The sequence below is a fragment of the Shewanella olleyana genome (assembly GCF_023283825.1).
Taxonomy (GTDB): domain Bacteria; phylum Pseudomonadota; class Gammaproteobacteria; order Enterobacterales; family Shewanellaceae; genus Shewanella; species Shewanella olleyana.
Map to the genome: position 1 here is coordinate 1 of NZ_JAKILD010000027.1, position 17,847 is coordinate 17,847.

Here is a 17,847-nt window from a genome sequence, read left to right on the forward strand (position 1 = left end):
CGAAACCCAAGCGTTTCAATTATGAAGCCGGATATACGAACGCAAACCTATCACTGTCACAACGCTATTTTTTATATTGCAATATTGGAGGAGACCATATACACGCCCTAACCACTATCGATAAGTGAAAAAAACTCACTTATCGATCCAATTATTCTCGTTTGTCAGCTAGATTTGTTTTGCCTAAATTAGCCATGTAGCGACTCGCTACTACCTATAAAGGAATATAAACATGAAAACTTCTAAACTTCCCACTGCGATCGCAGCAAGTCTATTATTGGCGTGTTCAGCTAACGTTTCGGCCGCTGCAGTTGAAACTACCAGTTATAAAATGGTGTTAATTGAAAATATGCCTGGCGTCGATGCCATTCAATCAGGTGATATAAATGAAGGCATTGCATTAACGAAATCGGCAAGAAGATCTGCGATTGACACATATACTCGTCACCTCAACTTATGTGTTGGTTACACTAAAATGTCTAAGTTTGATATCGCTGAAGAGGCCTGCACTGAAGCGGTAAAAATGGCAGTAAATGCAGATAAACTACCATCAATGCAAATGCGCGCATATGCATACAATAATCGTGGCGTGATGAAAGTATTAGCGAATGACAATGTTGGCGCATTAGAGGACTTCAGACAAGCTGCAAAAGCAATCCAAGAGCCAATCTACAAGCAAAACTTGCTTCGTTTAGAAACTGAACTTAACAACACCGAAACGGGAACATTATAATTTGGAAGACGATCAACAGCGACAGCAAAACTTAATCTTACAGCCTCATTATATTGAGAAGCCAATAGACATTGAGCCACCCAGGCCAATGTCTATTTTATTGGCAGATATTTTATAGGCAGATAAAATCGAGTTATTCTCTCAGTAAAGGAGTTGATAACCTCCGCTTAACGCCTATGTAAGCCAATAAGCTAAACAAAGCAAATAATGCCCACATTTGTAACCACTGCGGAAGAACTGTCATCCAACCCGCTCCCATTTGGTTTAACTCCAGCATACCTAAAATGGCAGGCACAGCAGGAATAACTTGAGAAACTTGCACTAATAGATCAGGAATTAAGGCTAATGGCCACACAAAACCCGATACAAACAAAATCGGCATAGACACTAACAATAGCACTTGAGTGGGTAACTCTCGTTTAACAAACAAGCAGCTTAACGCGATACCACAAGCAGATGTTGATAAAAGGAATGGCAGCATAAATAGACTGACTTCCCCTAAGGAAGCTTGAACGCTAACGCCATACCAATAAAAACAATAGCCTAAATAAAAGCTTGATAAAAAAGCATAAATAACACAAAACACGGTTAGCCGAGCACTAATAAGCGCTAAAGGTGAAACCTCATTCCAGTAGCCTTTTTTGCGCCATTGTCCTGCCCCTAAAATCCCAGCACCGATTAACAATGTTTGGTGTAAAATAAGCAAAAACAGCCCTGGAACCACATAAGGTGTATAACCCAAGCTTGGGTTAAATACGGGAACACTATTGATGTTGACTGAATTTAAACTTTGTTCGACCTGCTTAGGGTTTTGACCTCGGGCTAATAGGCCCACCATTTGCACCTGCTTACTGGCGTCCATCCCAGCACTAATTAGACCTTCAGCAATGGCAGAATATATGAGGAAGTAACTCGCATCACCGCCATAGCTTAATGTCGCACCTTTACCTAATAACAAGTTTCGTCTAAAACCCTCTGGAATAACCAGCAAGCCATGGGCATTGGATTCAGAAATCCATTGTTGCGCTTCAGTAATGCTACCTACTTGCGCCACAATATTAATTTTAGGACTCGCATCAGCATGTCTGACTAGTTGCCGACTTAATGATGAATTATCATGATCAACGACCACTACCATTTGCTCTGTTGGCACTTGATTTAGATAAGGTAACGGGTATAGCACTGAGTAAAAAAGCACCCCTCCAAACACAGTCAGAACTATGTCCTTTTCCGCCAAAATCGCTTTAAGTTCAGCCCATAATAATTGCAGCCAAGTCATAAGTAGGCCCCTGGGTTATTGTTATTACTTGGCTTAGCAGAGCTTTTATGTTTGAAAAATAATTTATCAGATTTCGAGCCATTAACTTTTTGTTGCTTATTGAATAGGATTTTATATAAGCCCCAAGCCATAACAGCCACGGCTAAGAAATACCAATAAGATAAAAACTGCAGCATGACTTGCTGTGTGTCTGCGCCATAACTGATCACACTGATATGGGAATCAATATAGTGGCTTGAAGGCATTATTAAACGCCACCATTGTGCGAGCAACGGCATATCATTAACTGGAAAAGTCACGCCCATAAAAGCGAAAGCGGGGGCAAATAAAGCAGAACCAAAACTAATATTACTCGCAGGCTCTCGCATCACTAAAAAAACCAAAATAACTAATGGCCATATTGCTAATAACATCAAAGCTAATGCAGTAACTAAAAGGCTCATTGAACCAGCTATAGGTAAGCCTAAATAACCATAAAGCAACACCAGAATGAAACAGCCATGAAGTAACATAATCGGTGTATACAGCAAGACTTTGCAACCGACTTGAGACCAAAAATTATCAGCTATTAAATAACTGTCTTTTTTCTTAATCAATGATTCATTCAACGAGTTAACAAATACCATCATGCTTAACAGCTGTAAAAGTGCAATTAACACTGGCGGCACTAAAAAGCCAACATAGTTATTATTACGATTAAATAGTGCGGTGGTTTGACTCGTCACAGGACTCAGGTTTACTGCTACCGAGGCGCTATTCACCCCATTTAATAACTGTTTTAGTCCAGCAACTTCCATAAGCCCTGCACCTAAACTCAGTTGTAATTGGCTAGAGAGCAGCTTACCTACCAATAAAAACTGACTGTTGTAACGAATATCTATGGTTGGGCTACCACTGGTTAATAACGACTTTTTAAATTGATGAGGAAAAACCACTACAGCATACACTTCAGCTTTTTTCATCGCAGCTTCTGCATCTGATAATTGCGAAAATGCGATGGGCTTGATGACAGAGTTGGCGGTTAAGTTTCTAGTTAATGCACGTGTTAATTGGCTATTGTCTTGATCTACGACTGCTACAGGCAGCTGTCTTGGCAACCCCGCACTAAACAACCACCACAAACACAAAATGCTGACCAGCGGAATGTACGTCACCAAGGCCAATTGCCAAGGTGAATTCCATAAACACTTAAGTTCTTGATTTAGCAAAGCCCGCATTCTTATACCTTAACAACTAGAGGCATCTTAACCGCTAGAAGCACCTTAAAAACTAGATGCATATTAATGACTAAAAGCAACCTAATAACTCACCTAACTGATATCGCTATTTTACGTTTAGCAGCACAGACATACCCACTCTTAAATCAGCAATAGGGCTATTTGGACGAAGTTCAACTTGAAAAGTGCGCATATCAAAGTCATGACCGCTTTCAGTTGAGCGCCAAGTAGCAAAGCTGCCCATGACACTAATATGAACAATCGTGAAGTCTTCAGTGACTTTCAACGCAGGAATGGTTAGCGATACAGTCTGACCTTGCTTGAAGTCAGCTAATTGATCTTCACGCAGTTGCATTACAGCCCAAGCATCAGAGATATCAATTAAACTCACCACAGGGAAACCACTTGGAGCCAGCTCACCAGCTTGCAATAACACTTCGCTCACCTCGGCAACTTTAGGCGAGCGCATTTGGCTGTCAGCTAATATAGCGCTGACTTCTTTTACAGCACCTTCAGCCATACGAGCATTACCAGCTGCTGCGGCTTTAGTTTCGACCCGAGCACCTTCGTCAGCCATTTGATACATAGCTAGCGCAGCTTGTTCGGTATATTGCGCCGCTTTCCACTGGGTAAAAGCTTCATCACGTTTTTGTCTGGCAACCACCCCTTCATCGAATAAATTTTCGACTCGTTGATAAGTGGTTTCCATTAAATCGGTAGCAGCTTTGGCTTTTAACCATTGCTCTTTTGCTGCTGTGACTTGTTGCTGGCGCGCACCATTGTCCGCTTCTTGTTGCATCGCTTTAGCGGCATCTCGTCCGCCTTCAGCTTGCATTAGTTTTGCATCTAACTCTGGGCTGTTAATCGCAAATAATAAGTCGCCTACAGCGACTTTATCGCCACGGCGAACCATAATTTGCTCCACTCTACCCGGCACCTTAGACGAGATATTGTATTCACGAGCCTCAATTTGCCCTTGTAAAACAGTCTCTTTTGGTTCAAATGCTAATTTTAATCCGTAGGCTAATATTCCTAGTAGAAAAATAATTGCGATAACGGCAATAACTCGATTAGCCCGCATGTTGCTGCTCCTGTAATTGGGTTCGACCAATAAATTCGTCCACTTGACCACTAATAGCCATTAGTCTTGCGTAAGCTTGTACATAACGATACTGCGCGCCTAACTGCTGGGTTTTCACTGCGCTCAGCTTTAATTCTGCATCCACTCTATCAATTGAAGTTGATAGCCCTTGGTTAAATGCTAATTCTCTTAAGCGAAGATTTTCTGTTGCTAATGCTAGAGATGCATTCAGTGCTTTTACTTCTTCGTCCGCTTGTTGCAGTTGGCGATAACTTTGATCAACTAATAAACTCAAATCTTGCTGTGTTTGAGCTTTGGTATATTTAGCCTGTAATAACGCACTTTGTGCCGCTTCGACTTTGCCACTTCGTCCGTCTCGGGCAAAAAGCGGTACGTTCACTCCAACACCTACCATCCAGTCAGGTTCGATTTGCGAAAATAAACTGTCGTCTTCATACAAGGTGTAATTACCGTATAAATACACTGTAGGCAGATACCGCCCTTTTTCTAGTTGGATCAGGCCATTGGCCTGAGCTTCTTTAGCTTCAAGCAATTTAAGCGCAGGGTGCTGAGTTAAGGTTAGCTGGCTTAAACGCGGCAATGAAGGGGATTGCGGCAAGCTAAATAAACCCGAGGTCGGATTCGCATCAGTTAGCTGCAGCATTCTGGATAAGGCAATTTGCGCCATTTCATGTTGGCGCTTAGCACTACCAAGATTCACTTTGGCATTTTCTAAAGCCACTTGAGCATTGAGTCGTTCAACTTTAGCGATTTGGCCTTCACGTTCTAATTTCTGCGCATGGGACTCGTGCTCAGTAAGCGAGTCCACCAACTGCTGATTGGTCTCTACTAAGGTTTGGGTCACAGCAACGGCAAAATAGCGATCAACTAACTGAGTAAACAAATCTCGGGTTGTCAGTGAGTATTCATGCTTTTTCTCTTCTACCTGAGCAGCGTGAATACCTTGAGCAGCAGTAATTTTACCGCCGGTATAAATCGGCCACATCGCCTGAAGGCTTGCGCGGAAAATATCTTGCTCGGTAAAAGGGGTGACAAACATTGAACCGGGAATAGCTGCTAATGCTTCGCCTAATAAAGGCGGCAAGCCAGCGGAATCGATCGCGGCTAACGGATTAAGGTCACGCAAGTCTAATTCGATGGGCTTTTGTAAGCGAGTATAACTACCAGCAAGATTTAATGAGGGTAAATTCATATCTTCGCCAGCACGTTCTTCAGCTTCTGCACGGCTCACTTCTTGAGAGTGTGCTTTGAGCTTATCACTGACGCTTAAGAGTTGCTGCCACGCCTGATTAAACGCAATAGGTTCTGCGTGACTTGGAAGAGTAACTGAGCAAAGAGCGAGAAAGGACGGCAGCAATAGGCAACGTCTTGGCTTAGAGCTTGATGAATTTAATGTTCGAAAACTTAACACGCTTAAATTAAGCATGATCAAGTTCAAAATACCCGTATAGAAAACAGCTAAATGCCTCATTAACCTCATCCTTTAAGTAGAGTAATTACTCTATTGGTGGCGAATTATAACTAGTTTTACTTTTCAAATATACAAGAGTTAATTAGCAATATCACATAAATAAACATCACATAAATAAACATCACATAAATAAAAGGTGCCATTACGACACCTTTACATAAGCTAAGCCGTGCCGCCTACTGTCAAGCTGTCTAGCTTCAAGGTTGGCTGACCTACGCCAACAGGTACACTTTGGCCGTCCTTACCACATACACCAACCCCTTTATCTAGGGCGAGATCATTACCTACCATTGAGATTTGGCTCATGGCTTCAGGGCCGTTACCAATCAATGTTGCCCCTTTAATAGCATCAGTCACTTCACCGTTTTCAATTAAATAAGCTTCTGAAGCGGAGAACACGAATTTTCCTGAGGTAATATCCACCTGGCCGCCACCAAAGTTTGGTGCATAAATGCCTTTTTTGACAGATTTAATCATTTCTTCTGGAGTAGATGTGCCCGCTTCCATGTATGTATTGGTCATGCGAGGCATAGGTAAATGAGCATAGGATTCACGGCGTCCATTACCTGTGGTGGCTTCACCCATCAAGCGAGCATTTAGCTTATCCTGCATGTAACCTTTCAAAATGCCATTTTCAATAAGGGTCGTTTTCTGAGTCGGTACGCCCTCATCATCAATACTCAATGAACCACGACGATCTGCTATTGTGCCGTCATCGACAACGGTTACTAATTTCGACGCTACTTGTTGGCCGACTTTACCACTAAATGCACTGCTGCCTTTACGGTTAAAGTCGCCTTCTAGACCATGTCCAACCGCTTCATGTAATAATACGCCTGGCCAGCCATTACCTAATACCACTGGCATTTCACCTGCTGGCGCATCAATCGCGTTTACATTAACTTGTGCTTGGCGAACTGCTTCACGGGCAAACTCAAAACAAACAGGTAAGCCAGCACCATCGGTGGCAAGAAATACACTGTAATCATGACGTCCACCGCCACCTGCGCTACCGCGTTCTCGTTTACCATTATCTTCTAAAATGACGCTACAGTTGAAACGCACTAATGGACGAATATCAGCAGCTAGCGTGCCATCACTGGCGGCAACTAAGATCTCTTCATGGACGCCCGATAAGCTCACAACCACTTGAATAATACGACTATCAAGACTGCGAATATAAGCATCAGTCTGTTTTAGTAGATTAATTTTCGGCGCTTCTTCCATTGCCGCAATGGGATCTGCACTGCTATATAAGCCGTGGGTTTTATGACGCTTAAATGCGTGAACCTTATGTTGCTGACCCGCTAATGCAATTCCTCTCGCAGCTTCTGCCGCAGATTGTAGCGCTGCAGGAGTGATTTCATCTGCATAAGCAAAACCGGTTTTCTCACCAGTGATGGCTCTTACACCCACACCACGTTCGATATGGAAGCTACCTTCTTTAATAATGCCATCTTCAAGTGCCCATGTTTCGTGGCGGCTACCTTGAAAGTACAAGTCTGAAAAATCAATATTATGTTGGTGGATAACCTTAAGATAATCTTGCAGACCATCTAACGTTAATCCATCTTGTAATAAACTTTGTTCTACTTGAGCTAGAAATGGCATTAATTCTCTCTTTAAGCCTTTTGGCTTTTAAAATGATGCTAATCAACCACAGTCTTGATACTGTGATTATCGATAATTTGTATTTGTATTTGTATCAGTGCTAATTTAACGCCAACTCTCATGTTTAGCGTTTCTAGTTATTTATCAAATCTGGTGCCGCAAATCGGTTATGTTGCACCACTGGAATTTGTTGTCTGATTTTCTTAAGCTCTGTTAATTCAATTTTGCTTTGAACCCAACCCAAGCCGGTTTTACGTTCTGCGATGACTCTGCCCCATGGATCAACAATCATGCTTTGTCCCCATGTTTCACGACTACCTTGGTTATGCTGGCCCCATTGATCTGCCGCTAAAAAATAGCACTGAGTTTCTATCGCCCTAGCCTGAATCAAGGTTTGCCAGTGAGCTTCTCCCGTCACTTTAGTAAACGCTGACGGTAAAGCGATGAAGTCAGCTCCAGCAAGGCGCAGGGCACGAAATAACTCAGGAAAACGAATATCATAACAAACGGCTAAACCGATATTACCAAACGGCGTGTTCACTACTGTAATACGTTCACCTGGACAAAAAGTATCACTTTCTCGATATGACTGAGTATTGTCAGCTACCTCGACATCAAATAAGTGTAACTTATCATAACTACCTAAGGTATCACCCGTATCATCAAATAGATAACTGCGGCTATATACTCGACCGTCTTCCGCTGAAATAGGAATAGTACCAGCGACCATATAAACTTGGTATTGCTTGGCTAATTTGGCTAATGAATGCTTAAGCTCACTATTATTGTCGTCACTTGCTATCGCCAATTGCTGCTGTTCATGACCACCAAACATCAAGCAACATTCAGGTAAAACCACCAATTGGGGCTCGCCTTCAACTCTTGTAAGTACCTTAAGCTGAGAGTCGATAAATGCCAGATTGGCTGCTACATCCTTGCTGCTCTGACATTGCAGTAAACTGATTTGCATGGCTGCCTCCTTGGCTTAAAGATTTAAAGCGAGCACCCTGCTTATAATCAATAAAAGATATGACGTTAGAGTTTGAGCTTGAGCTTGTAGTAATAGCCGTGGTCGTTTCTGCATCAAGCTTTATCGAATGATTAGTTTCATCTTTCGCTTCGATAGTCTGTTCAATGTTTTCTTTGAGAACTTCTTTAACTTGCGCTTCGTTTGGCGTGCTTGTTTCTGTATTGGCTTGCGTATCGTGTTCTGTATCAATTGCTGTTTCGTCAGCAGTTGTAATACCTGCAATTGTCATTTGAGTTGCAGTACTTGTCACTTGAGTTGCAGCATCTGTCTCTTCTACAGGTTGCTCAGTACGTGGCAGAATTGATTCAGGAATTTCAATTTCTTTACTTTTACGCTCTAATTCATCTAATTGAGGATCTGTCATGGTGCCGCCTAAGCGGAATCGAATTTCAGATATCACCTCAATGACGGGTTCTAACACCTTAGTTAATGCAAAAGCGCCTAAACCTAAGGTCCATGCACTGGTACTCAGTAAGACTACCGTCGGCACACTGGATGCTAACTGAGGTATAAAGCGAATGTCATAATTTAAGCTTTGAGTGGTTAAATCAGTATAACCACGCACCTTCATGTTGCCCGCAATTGCATCCATTTCAGTATCTGTTGTTTTCACTACACCATTATCAATATCCAATGAGCCGCCAAAGGAGTCAAAATAAAGCCCTTTGCCAAACACATCAGAGAAATCAAGCGACAGCTTTCTCACTAAAGAATCTAAACTGAACAGTGAAAATATTCGTGCCCCCTTGTCACTAATCTCTGATAAATAACCTTTACCCAAATCAAAACGTAGTTTGCCGTTTAGGGTTTCTAAAGAAAACGCATAAGGCGCACCTTCCCATGAGAACTCACCCACCATATCCACAGGCGCGTCTTTAAGACCCGGGTTAATGCCTAATGCCTCAGATAAAGCATCAAATTTACTGGCCTTAATATCGACGTCAAACTTGGTCAGGTTTTTACCTTCGGCAAAAGTCCAGTCTCCCGATGCTTGCAAGCTAACAATAGGCCTCGTCATCGTTAAGGTTTGAAAACGATAGCCATTTTCATAAGGAATACCTTGAAGTACCAAATGACCAAGTCGTGTGTCATATAGGCCAAAATCATCTACATCCACAGCTAATGGCGGTAAGTTATCCAATAAGTTATCTGGTGAGTATTCTGCTTCTTCAGGCGCTTTAACTTTAGGTGCTAAATGTAATTTACTGGCTACAATTTTGAGCCCTTGCTCACGCCAGCTTGGGTAAAAATCAATATGACCGTCAAGTTGTTCAGAGGCAATATCAAAGCGCCAAACATGTTCTAATGGTTTGGCTGTAAAAGTTAGGTCTTCAAATTCTTGGCTGAGAATATTTAACGAGCCAATACGTGCATCAATTAAGGTTAATGGCGGGAAAAAGCTCACCCTATCGTTTGTTGCATCATCAAGATTTGCAGCAATAACCTCTGTTACAGCTTCTTTCGCCGTTTTATCAATTAAAGCTTCAGACTCTTTAGCTATCTCAACTTTATTTTTAGTAGATTCGTTTGTGATAACACTAGGCTCTTGTTCAGCCATAATCATGTCAGCTGGCGCCGTAGCATTATTATCTTTTTCGTTCTTTTCAGGAAGCGCATCAATACTTGAATTTACTTTATCAGTAAATTTACTAATGATAGGCAACCATTGAGTCAATTCAGCTTCAGGCAAATCGATTTGAATATGCCCCTGATCTTTGACTAGTTGGTCACCCAACTTAAAATGACGGCCTAATAATAAATCGTAATGGTCGAGGTGCTCGCCAGTATCTTCATTAAAACCACCCCAAAATTCTGCATCTTTTCCTAATTTAATGCTTAAAGACGATTGCTTATTATCACCGACTAATTCTGCCCTTAAGGCCTTGGACTGCTCAAACTCTTTTGTAAATGGTGCAGGTAATGATAACGTAGTTCCAACTAAATCAGAGTTAACTTGAACTTGCAGGCGGTAACCAGTGGGGTCAAATATCATCGTCACCGCACCATCCCAAGCCATGTCGCCAGAATAGTATTCGCTTAATGGATTATCGATATAGTCAGGTAATGTGCCTAAATCCCACTGACCAGCTAGATCGACAGTCAGCGCTAAATCACCGGTATTTGTCGGCTCAGTAGCAAAGTCAAATGTCAGTGGTTGCTCAAACAGATTGGCATTGATCTGCTCGCCACTGACCTCAGCATTATTAAATTCAACATTCCCTGTCACTTTTTCAAGGTTTAACCCCGGTGTACTGACATATACCGCATTATCATTAAAAGTAATAACGCCTTTATTGTCAGATTTGCCACCTTCATACAGAGGAATAGTTAAATCTAATTCACTGACAATATCGCCGGATATCTGCACTACATTTAGCGTAGGGCTAATAGAGTTTTTAAGTGGTGAATTATCAATAACGTCTTTGGCATCATCCGCATCGGCCCCTACCTTTGCTTCAACTCTTAAGGTTGTTTCTTTACCCATAAATGGAATATAAACATGCGCGCCGTCTGCAGAAACGGATAAAAGGTTGCCTTTATTGACTACGATGTCCATTGCCGCATTTTCGAATAAAGCATATAGACTCAAGTCATCAACCGCTGGCCAGTCTGGCTGAAATAAGAAAGCACCATCGTTGAGGTTAAAACCGGCCTGAAAAACCCCTGAATTATCTTGATAAGGAAATTGATTAAGCTGTCCATGCCAGACAATATTGGCATCTGGGATCTCGCCTTTGAGTAACGAATTATTCAAATAGCTCACCAAATTGTCACTCATCGTATGCAGTGGGAAGTATCTACCCGCATTAACAACATCTGCAATGGCAACATTGGCGCTTAAGGCAAGATGAGCATCTTGCTCCATATCCAATTGCATTGAAGCTGCAATATCGATATCGGGATTATTAAAGTGCACATTAGGTAAGGTTAAACGAGACTTTTCGATGCTGTATTGGACTTGAAATGCATCGCCTTTAAGCGCTAGAGGTGCTTCGAAACCACCCTGAAAATCTAACTCATAATCTTGTTCTGGAAATTCAGCATTCAGTAAGCCATTAGCCCAAGACAAATTAAAATCTATTGGACTTGTACCAGGAATATTATCCGTAGCCGACCATTGCAGCTGTTTAACTGCTGTTTTCAATAGCACCGGTTTGCCTTGCTCTTTTAACAGTTGCAGAGGCCCAATGACGCCTTGAGGTGATAACGCCCGCCATTTTTCGACCCCTTTTTCACCCATTTTAGGGATAAGCGGCAATAAGGGCGTTAATACTTCAGGCGCTATTTCATTGATGCTAACCGACAAATCGCTGTAATTTGTTTTGAGAGATAAATTAAGTTCAGGCCACGACACGCCATTGGTGGAAAAATCTAAATCATGGCTGCTAATTTGCCAACCATTATCATTGGGTTGCCATTTTAATGCGCCACCATTAATCTCAAATATCTGATTTTCACCTAATGTATTCCATTGTAGCCAACTAGGTTCAAACGTTAATAACCCAGTATTAATGGTTCGATACTCAATACCCAACCAAGCTTTAAGATTCACTACACCTTCAAATTCAATGTTGTCTAGTTTCAATAACGGATCGTGCTGCCTTGAAGCCCATTCACCTAAATCTAGTGACTCCGCAGATAGGTATATCTGCCCCACTAACTCATCTGGATTATAGCCACTACCCTCTAAATCTACTCTTAATGCCAACAACTCTTTTGCTGAAGTTTCTGAATCAAGGTGCAAAAAGCCTTTGCCTTGATGTAATTCAGGGCGATTATGCCAAATAAAGTTACTGATAAAAATCGGTCTAAAATCATGATTTGAACTTAGCAGTTGCAGCGTGCCGTCACTAATAGAAAAATACTCTAACTGCTCTAACAGTAATGCATATAACCAGTCTACATTTGTACTACTTGCAGGCTCGGAGCTAGAAGTAGAAAGTTCGTCAACATTGAGGGCAACATGAATACCGTCGAATTTAACCGTTTCAATTTTTGGCGATAAGGTCAATAAGGTTTGCCAGAAATCGAGCTTAAAATGAACCTGACTTGCGATAATGGTCACAGGTAAATTTTGCTGAGGAGGGATAACGAGGTTATTGACGGTTAACGCGGGCCCGAAAGCTTGCCACTCTGCCGAAAGTTTGCCAATTTGCACTTCAACCTGATATTGCTCATGTAAATAATCTATCACTTCATAACGAGCTTCAGGCAGCTGTGGCAGTAAACCGCGGATGAGACTGACCGCTAGCGCAAATAGTACTAATACTACGGCTACGGTTTGGAACAAAAAACGACAAACTTTAACGGTTTTACTCTTAGGCACTACACCATCACCACGTCATACTTATTTTGAGTATATAAAGTTTCATTTTGTAGGCGGATTTGCTTACCAATATAAACTTCTAACTCTGCTAACAAATGGCCTTCTTCAGTGCTTAAACTCTTATAAACTGCAGGTGAGCAATACAATAAAAACTCATCGGCAGCGTAGGCGCGATTTAAACGAATAATCTCTCTAAATATTTCATATGAAACCGTCTCTACGGTTTTCATTGAGCCTGTGCCATTACAAGCTGGACACTCGCCACACACAACATGCTCAAGACTTTCACGAGTACGTTTACGGGTCATTTCTACTAAGCCTAGACCAGAAAAACCACTGACACTGGTTTTCACTCTGTCTGTTGCTAATGCTAAGTTTAGACTATCTAGCACACGCTTTTTATGGTCTTCATTCATCATATCGATAAAGTCGATAATGATAATGCCGCCTAAGTTGCGCAACCTTAGTTGTCTGGCGATCGCTTGGGTGGCTTCTAAGTTAGTATTAAATATGGTTTCAGCTAGATTACGGTGACCAACAAATGCACCGGTATTAATATCAACAGTCGTCATCGCTTCTGTTTGATCAATAATCAGATAACCACCAGATTTAAGTTCAACTTTACGGCCTAACGCGCGTTGAATTTCGTTCTCAACATCATAAAGTTCAAAAATGGGTGATGGACCAGCATAGTGTTCAATTTTCTCTGCAATTTCAGGCATAAACTCTTGTGCAAAGCCTTCAATTTCAGCAAAGGTTCGACGAGAATCCACCTGAATATGATCAAGTTCAGTACCAACAAAATCACGAATAATTCGCACTTGCAGCGCTAAATCTTGATATAACAGAGTTGCACCTTTTCGTTTTCTACGTTCGCTGACTTTAGCCCAGACCCGCCTTAAAAATGCAGCATCCTGAGCAAGCTCATCATCACCAACACCTTCTGCAGCGGTTCGGATAATGAAACCACCATCTTCGTCGACATAGGGCTCGGTAATTTTCTTTAAACGGCTGCGTTCAGACTCTTCTTCGATACGCTGGGATACACCCACATGGCTAGAGCCAGGCATGAACACGAGATAGCGGGAAGGTAAGGTAATATCAGTGGTTAAACGAGCGCCTTTGGTGCCAAGAGGATCTTTAACCACTTGCACCATGATGTCTTGACCTTGACGAACAAGCTCAGCAATATCACGTACAACAAAGTTACCCTTTTCAACATCGGCAACACACTCAGTGTGCGGTACAATATCTGAAGCATGTAAGAATGCGGCTTTTTCTAGGCCAATATCGACAAACGCCGCTTGCATACCAGGAAGAACACGGCTGATTTTACCTTTATAGATATTACCAACAAGACCGCGTTTCATGCGGCGCTCAATGTGAACCTCTTGCAATACACCATGCTCAACAAGCGCTACCCTTGCTTCAGTTGGTGTGACGTTAATCAGTAATTCAGATCCTTTTTTACGCTGTGCTTTTGTTTGCATAAGCCACCTGTTTAACGCCCCGCTGCAAGGATAATGCTTTACTGACGTGCACAAAAGTGATGCAAGGTCGTAAATTCACATGTCCGCTAACGAAAAATTAAGTTAATTCAATATGATTCATTTCATGTAGTAATTCGCGCGTCTCAACAAGAGGTAATCCGACTACCGCTGAATAACTACCCTTTATCGACTTAACAAAGCACCCGCCTAAGCCCTGAATACCATAGGCTCCAGCTTTATCCATAGGTTCTTGCGTGTCGATATAGGCATTAATTGTTTCTGGTGTTAGGTGACAAAAAGTCACTTCTGTCTGACACAGTCTCGTTAAGGTCTTAGTACCGTTGGTTACGGCGACTGCGGTCATCACTTGATGAGTTTGACCTGATAGCTCTGCTAAAATTCGCTGCGCATCTTGCTTATCTTTAGGCTTTCCTAAAATCTGCTCACCTAATACCACGATCGTATCGGATCCAAGCACTTTAGGGTTAGTTTCATCAGTGCATAAGCTTAAGCCTACTTGGGCTTTTTCAATGGCTAAACGCACCACAAACTCAGCTGCTGATTCACCCGCTAAATGAGACTCGTCTATATCGGGTGCCACTTGTTTAAATGAAAACTGACTTTCAGAAAAACCGACTTGAGCAAATAACGCTTTGCGTCTTGGAGAAGTTGAAGCGAGAACCCAGCCCATACTTAACGTACCTTATAACTGCGGCGAATATTGCGAAGTACCCAAAATACCCACCACCACATGAAAATACTGGAAACTGCGGGTAAGAACATCGACCAGTCAAATGCGACACCATTGACGACAAATTCAACCCAATAAATGATGAAGTGATACAGGCAAATAAAAATAGCCACTAAAATTGACTGCTGCCAACGAGTAAAGTTACGCAATCGCTGTGATTGCATCACAATCACATAAATGACTATAGAGAAAGCCAATGACCGTATTCCTAAGGTAGCCCCGAGTAATACATCCAATAAAACACCCAAAACCCAAGCAGTTAAAATGCTATAGCGGTGTGGCAGCGCCATTGCCCAGTAAATCATTACCATAAGCAACCAATCAGGTCGCCATGCTTCAACGATTTTAGGCAGCGGCATGATTTGAAACATCATCCCAATAAAAATTGTCACTAATACGACAAAGCGGCCATTGGCGATATGCGCACTCATTGGCTTACCTCGTCTTGTGATTCAGTTTGACTTGTCTCACCATCAACTTCAGAAGTTTCAGTGATATTAGAAGCAGGCAAATCATCCACTCCATCATCAGGCCAGATCAATAATACATAACGAATGCGATCTAGAGCAGCAAGAGGCTGGGCGGAAATGACTGAATAAGCTTGCCCTGCATCGCGAGAGATTTTCATCACCCTTGCCACAGGGTAACCTTCAGGGAAACGTTGCCCTAAGCCAGATGTAACCAATAAATCACCAACAACAATATCCGTACTTTTGGCCACATGACGTAATTCAATTTCGTCTATATCGCCTGTACCTTGCGCCATAGCGCGAACATCATTTCGAGTAATACGAACAGGAATACCGTGAGTGGGATCGGTGACGAGTAAAACGCGGCTGGTGAGCTCACTGACCTCAATGACTTGACCAACCACACCTTGTGCATCCACCACTGACTGACCGACAAACACACCTGTACGAGCGCCATGGTTTAATACTACATAATGTCTGAATGGATCACTTGCCACTTCCATGACTTCTGCCACGACTTTGCGGGCATCCATATGCACAGGCGAACCCAGTAATGCCCTTAAACGTTCGTTCTCTTGTCTTAAATGTTCAAAGCGTTGTAAACGTTCTGACATCATTAGCTGTTGGCGCAATAACTCTTTGTTTTGCATTGCCAACATATTACGAGTGGCAATAGAGTCTGCCGACCAATCCAGTAATAAACCAGGGACGTTAGCTAAATATTGTAAGGGGCTTAAAACGGAAGAAATAGACTGACGAATAGGGTCGAGGCGATCATTAGCGATAAGCAATACCACCGACAAAAAAATTGCCAGTGTTAATCTAAATTGTTGCGATATACCACGAACAAAAATGGGTTTCATAATTTATAGGCGATGAAATTCTAAATAGTATATTTAGAATCAACACCGCCTTATTTCGCTCTTTAGTTCTCTTCAGAGAATAAGTCGCCACCATGCATGTCGATCATCTCAAGGGCTTTACCACCGCCTCGAGCAACACACGTTAATGGATCATCAGCAACCATGACTGGAATACCAGTTTCTTGCATTAATAAACGATCTAAATCACGAAGTAATGCACCACCACCTGTCAGTACCATACCGCGCTCTGAAATGTCAGATGCGAGCTCTGGTGGAGACTGCTCTAATGCAACCATCACCGCGCTAACAATGCCAGATAAAGGCTCTTGAAGCGCTTCAAGGATCTCATTGCTGTTTAGCGTAAAGCTTCTTGGTACACCTTCAGCTAAGTTACGACCACGTACTTCGATTTCAAGTACTTCATCGCCAGGATAAGCTGTGCCGATAGTATGCTTAATGCGCTCTGCAGTTGCTTCACCAATCAAACTACCGTAGTTACGGCGAACGTAATTGATAATAGCATCATCAAACTTATCACCACCAATACGCACAGATGATGAATACACCACTCCATTTAGCGAGATAATAGCAACTTCAGTAGTACCACCACCGATATCAACAACCATTGAACCGGTTGCCTCAGATACAGGTAAGCCTGCACCAATCGCCGCAGCCATTGGCTCTTCAATTAGATAAACTTCGCGAGCACCTGCACCCATGGCAGATTCACGAATAGCACGACGTTCAACTTGTGTAGCACCAACCGGTACACACACTAAAACCCGAGGGCTAGGACGGAAAAAGCTATTGTTATGCACTTGCTTAATGAAATGCTGTAACATTTTTTCTGTCACATAGAAGTCGGCAATAACACCGTCTTTCATTGGACGAATAGCTTGGATATTACCAGGAGTACGACCTAGCATTTGCTTTGCGTCTGTACCTACAGCAGCTACTGATTTTTGTCCGCTGCTACCACGCTCGCCACGAATGGCGACAACCGATGGTTCGTTAAGCACGATACCTTCGTCACGAACGTAAATTAATGTATTTGCCGTACCTAAATCGATCGATAGGTCGTTTGAAAAAACTCCACGCAGCTTTTTGAACATGTTCTAGCCTGTATTCTGTAACGTCAGAAGAAAGAAAAATCAGGTAACTTTATCAATGCCGCTCAGTTTCCACAAGACCGAACAGGTTAACAATCGCTAATCTAGGTGTTTTTTTTACATAAATGGCCAATTAAATCCAAAGCGCATTAAAACAACAAAATATAGACTAAAAAAACAACATGTTTTCTGCACTAAATATTAATTAGCCAAACCTGAAATATTCACCGATAAGCTATGCTTCAATAAAAACGAGTGCTAACGTTACCTATACCCAAACAACCTGAAGATGCTCGATTTCAGCAAGAATTTACACGCGTTTAGGCAAGGCATTGATTGCGGGTAATGGTTATTCCCTTTTCAAAATCAATAACGCAGCATAAACGCGTGTAAA

Annotated in this window: 13 protein-coding genes; 1 reads left to right on the forward strand and 12 read right to left on the reverse strand. The window is 42.2% G+C overall.

Annotated elements, in window-relative coordinates:
- Positions 1 to 232: 232 nt before the first annotated feature.
- Complete coding sequence (locus L2735_RS16870; RefSeq protein WP_248985817.1) at positions 233 to 733, forward strand: hypothetical protein; 501 nt, start codon at positions 233 to 235, stop codon at positions 731 to 733.
- 133 nt (positions 734 to 866) lie between these two features.
- On the opposite strand, the gene L2735_RS16875 is transcribed toward L2735_RS16870, so the two are convergent.
- The 12 genes from L2735_RS16875 to L2735_RS16930 all read right to left on the reverse strand — a co-directional run bounded on the left by L2735_RS16875 (position 867) and on the right by L2735_RS16930 (position 17,456).
- On the reverse strand, positions 867 to 2,012 hold the full coding sequence (locus L2735_RS16875) for an ABC transporter permease (RefSeq protein WP_248985818.1): 1,146 nt from the start codon (positions 2,010 to 2,012) through the stop codon (positions 867 to 869).
- On the reverse strand, positions 2,009 to 3,229 hold the full coding sequence (locus L2735_RS16880; RefSeq protein ID WP_248985819.1) for an ABC transporter permease: 1,221 nt from the start codon (positions 3,227 to 3,229) through the stop codon (positions 2,009 to 2,011). Before L2735_RS16880 ends, L2735_RS16875 begins: the two co-directional genes overlap by 4 nt.
- A gap of 106 nt (positions 3,230 to 3,335) precedes the next feature.
- A complete protein-coding gene (locus L2735_RS16885; protein ID WP_248985820.1) occupies positions 3,336 to 4,310 on the reverse strand; it encodes an HlyD family secretion protein in 975 nt (324 codons plus the stop codon).
- Positions 4,300 to 5,802, reverse strand: a complete 1,503-nt coding sequence (locus tag L2735_RS16890) for a TolC family protein (protein WP_248985821.1) — start codon at positions 5,800 to 5,802, stop codon at positions 4,300 to 4,302. The genes L2735_RS16885 and L2735_RS16890 overlap by 11 nt, the downstream gene beginning before the upstream one ends.
- Positions 5,803 to 5,964: 162 nt before the next feature.
- Positions 5,965 to 7,413, reverse strand: a complete 1,449-nt coding sequence (gene tldD, locus L2735_RS16895) for a metalloprotease TldD (RefSeq protein ID WP_248985822.1) — start codon at positions 7,411 to 7,413, stop codon at positions 5,965 to 5,967.
- Between the two features lie 133 nt (positions 7,414 to 7,546).
- Positions 7,547 to 8,383, reverse strand: coding sequence for a carbon-nitrogen hydrolase family protein (locus L2735_RS16900; RefSeq protein ID WP_248985823.1), 837 nt, complete (start codon positions 8,381 to 8,383; stop codon positions 7,547 to 7,549).
- Entirely contained in the window at positions 8,307 to 12,770 is a 4,464-nt protein-coding gene (locus L2735_RS16905; protein ID WP_248985824.1) for a YhdP family protein, read from the reverse strand. The genes L2735_RS16900 and L2735_RS16905 overlap by 77 nt, the downstream gene beginning before the upstream one ends.
- Complete coding sequence (rng, locus tag L2735_RS16910; protein ID WP_248985825.1) at positions 12,770 to 14,260, reverse strand: ribonuclease G; 1,491 nt, start codon at positions 14,258 to 14,260, stop codon at positions 12,770 to 12,772. Before rng ends, L2735_RS16905 begins: the two co-directional genes overlap by 1 nt.
- Before the next feature lie 97 nt (positions 14,261 to 14,357).
- Positions 14,358 to 14,951 carry a Maf family protein gene (locus L2735_RS16915; RefSeq protein ID WP_248985826.1) on the reverse strand — a complete coding sequence of 198 codons (594 nt, stop codon included), beginning with the start codon at positions 14,949 to 14,951 and terminating at the stop codon, positions 14,358 to 14,360.
- 2 nt (positions 14,952 to 14,953) lie between these two features.
- A complete protein-coding gene (gene mreD, locus L2735_RS16920) occupies positions 14,954 to 15,442 on the reverse strand; it encodes a rod shape-determining protein MreD (RefSeq protein WP_248985827.1) in 489 nt (162 codons plus the stop codon).
- Positions 15,439 to 16,344: a rod shape-determining protein MreC gene (mreC, locus tag L2735_RS16925; RefSeq protein WP_248985828.1), complete on the reverse strand. Its 906-nt coding sequence runs from the start codon at positions 16,342 to 16,344 to the stop codon at positions 15,439 to 15,441. The genes mreD and mreC overlap by 4 nt, the downstream gene beginning before the upstream one ends.
- A 62-nt stretch (positions 16,345 to 16,406) precedes the next feature.
- Entirely contained in the window at positions 16,407 to 17,456 is a 1,050-nt protein-coding gene (locus L2735_RS16930; RefSeq protein WP_055022908.1) for a rod shape-determining protein, read from the reverse strand.
- Between the last annotated feature and the right edge of the window lie 391 nt (positions 17,457 to 17,847).

What these genes read in the sequence shown, in the direction of transcription:
- L2735_RS16870 (WP_248985817.1), top strand. Translation starts at nt 233, where the DNA reads ATGAAAACTTCTAAACTTCCCACTGCGATCGCAGCAAGTCTATTATTG.
- L2735_RS16875 (WP_248985818.1), bottom strand. Translation starts at nt 2,012, where the DNA reads ATGACTTGGCTGCAATTATTATGGGCTGAACTTAAAGCGATTTTGGCG.
- L2735_RS16880 (WP_248985819.1), bottom strand. Translation starts at nt 3,229, where the DNA reads ATGCGGGCTTTGCTAAATCAAGAACTTAAGTGTTTATGGAATTCACCT.
- L2735_RS16885 (WP_248985820.1), bottom strand. Translation starts at nt 4,310, where the DNA reads ATGCGGGCTAATCGAGTTATTGCCGTTATCGCAATTATTTTTCTACTA.
- L2735_RS16890 (WP_248985821.1), bottom strand. Translation starts at nt 5,802, where the DNA reads ATGAGGCATTTAGCTGTTTTCTATACGGGTATTTTGAACTTGATCATG.
- tldD (WP_248985822.1), bottom strand. Translation starts at nt 7,413, where the DNA reads ATGCCATTTCTAGCTCAAGTAGAACAAAGTTTATTACAAGATGGATTA.
- L2735_RS16900 (WP_248985823.1), bottom strand. Translation starts at nt 8,383, where the DNA reads ATGCAAATCAGTTTACTGCAATGTCAGAGCAGCAAGGATGTAGCAGCC.
- rng (WP_248985825.1), bottom strand. Translation starts at nt 14,260, where the DNA reads ATGCAAACAAAAGCACAGCGTAAAAAAGGATCTGAATTACTGATTAAC.
- L2735_RS16915 (WP_248985826.1), bottom strand. Translation starts at nt 14,951, where the DNA reads ATGGGCTGGGTTCTCGCTTCAACTTCTCCAAGACGCAAAGCGTTATTT.
- mreD (WP_248985827.1), bottom strand. Translation starts at nt 15,442, where the DNA reads ATGAGTGCGCATATCGCCAATGGCCGCTTTGTCGTATTAGTGACAATT.
- mreC (WP_248985828.1), bottom strand. Translation starts at nt 16,344, where the DNA reads ATGAAACCCATTTTTGTTCGTGGTATATCGCAACAATTTAGATTAACA.
- L2735_RS16930 (WP_055022908.1), bottom strand. Translation starts at nt 17,456, where the DNA reads ATGTTCAAAAAGCTGCGTGGAGTTTTTTCAAACGACCTATCGATCGAT.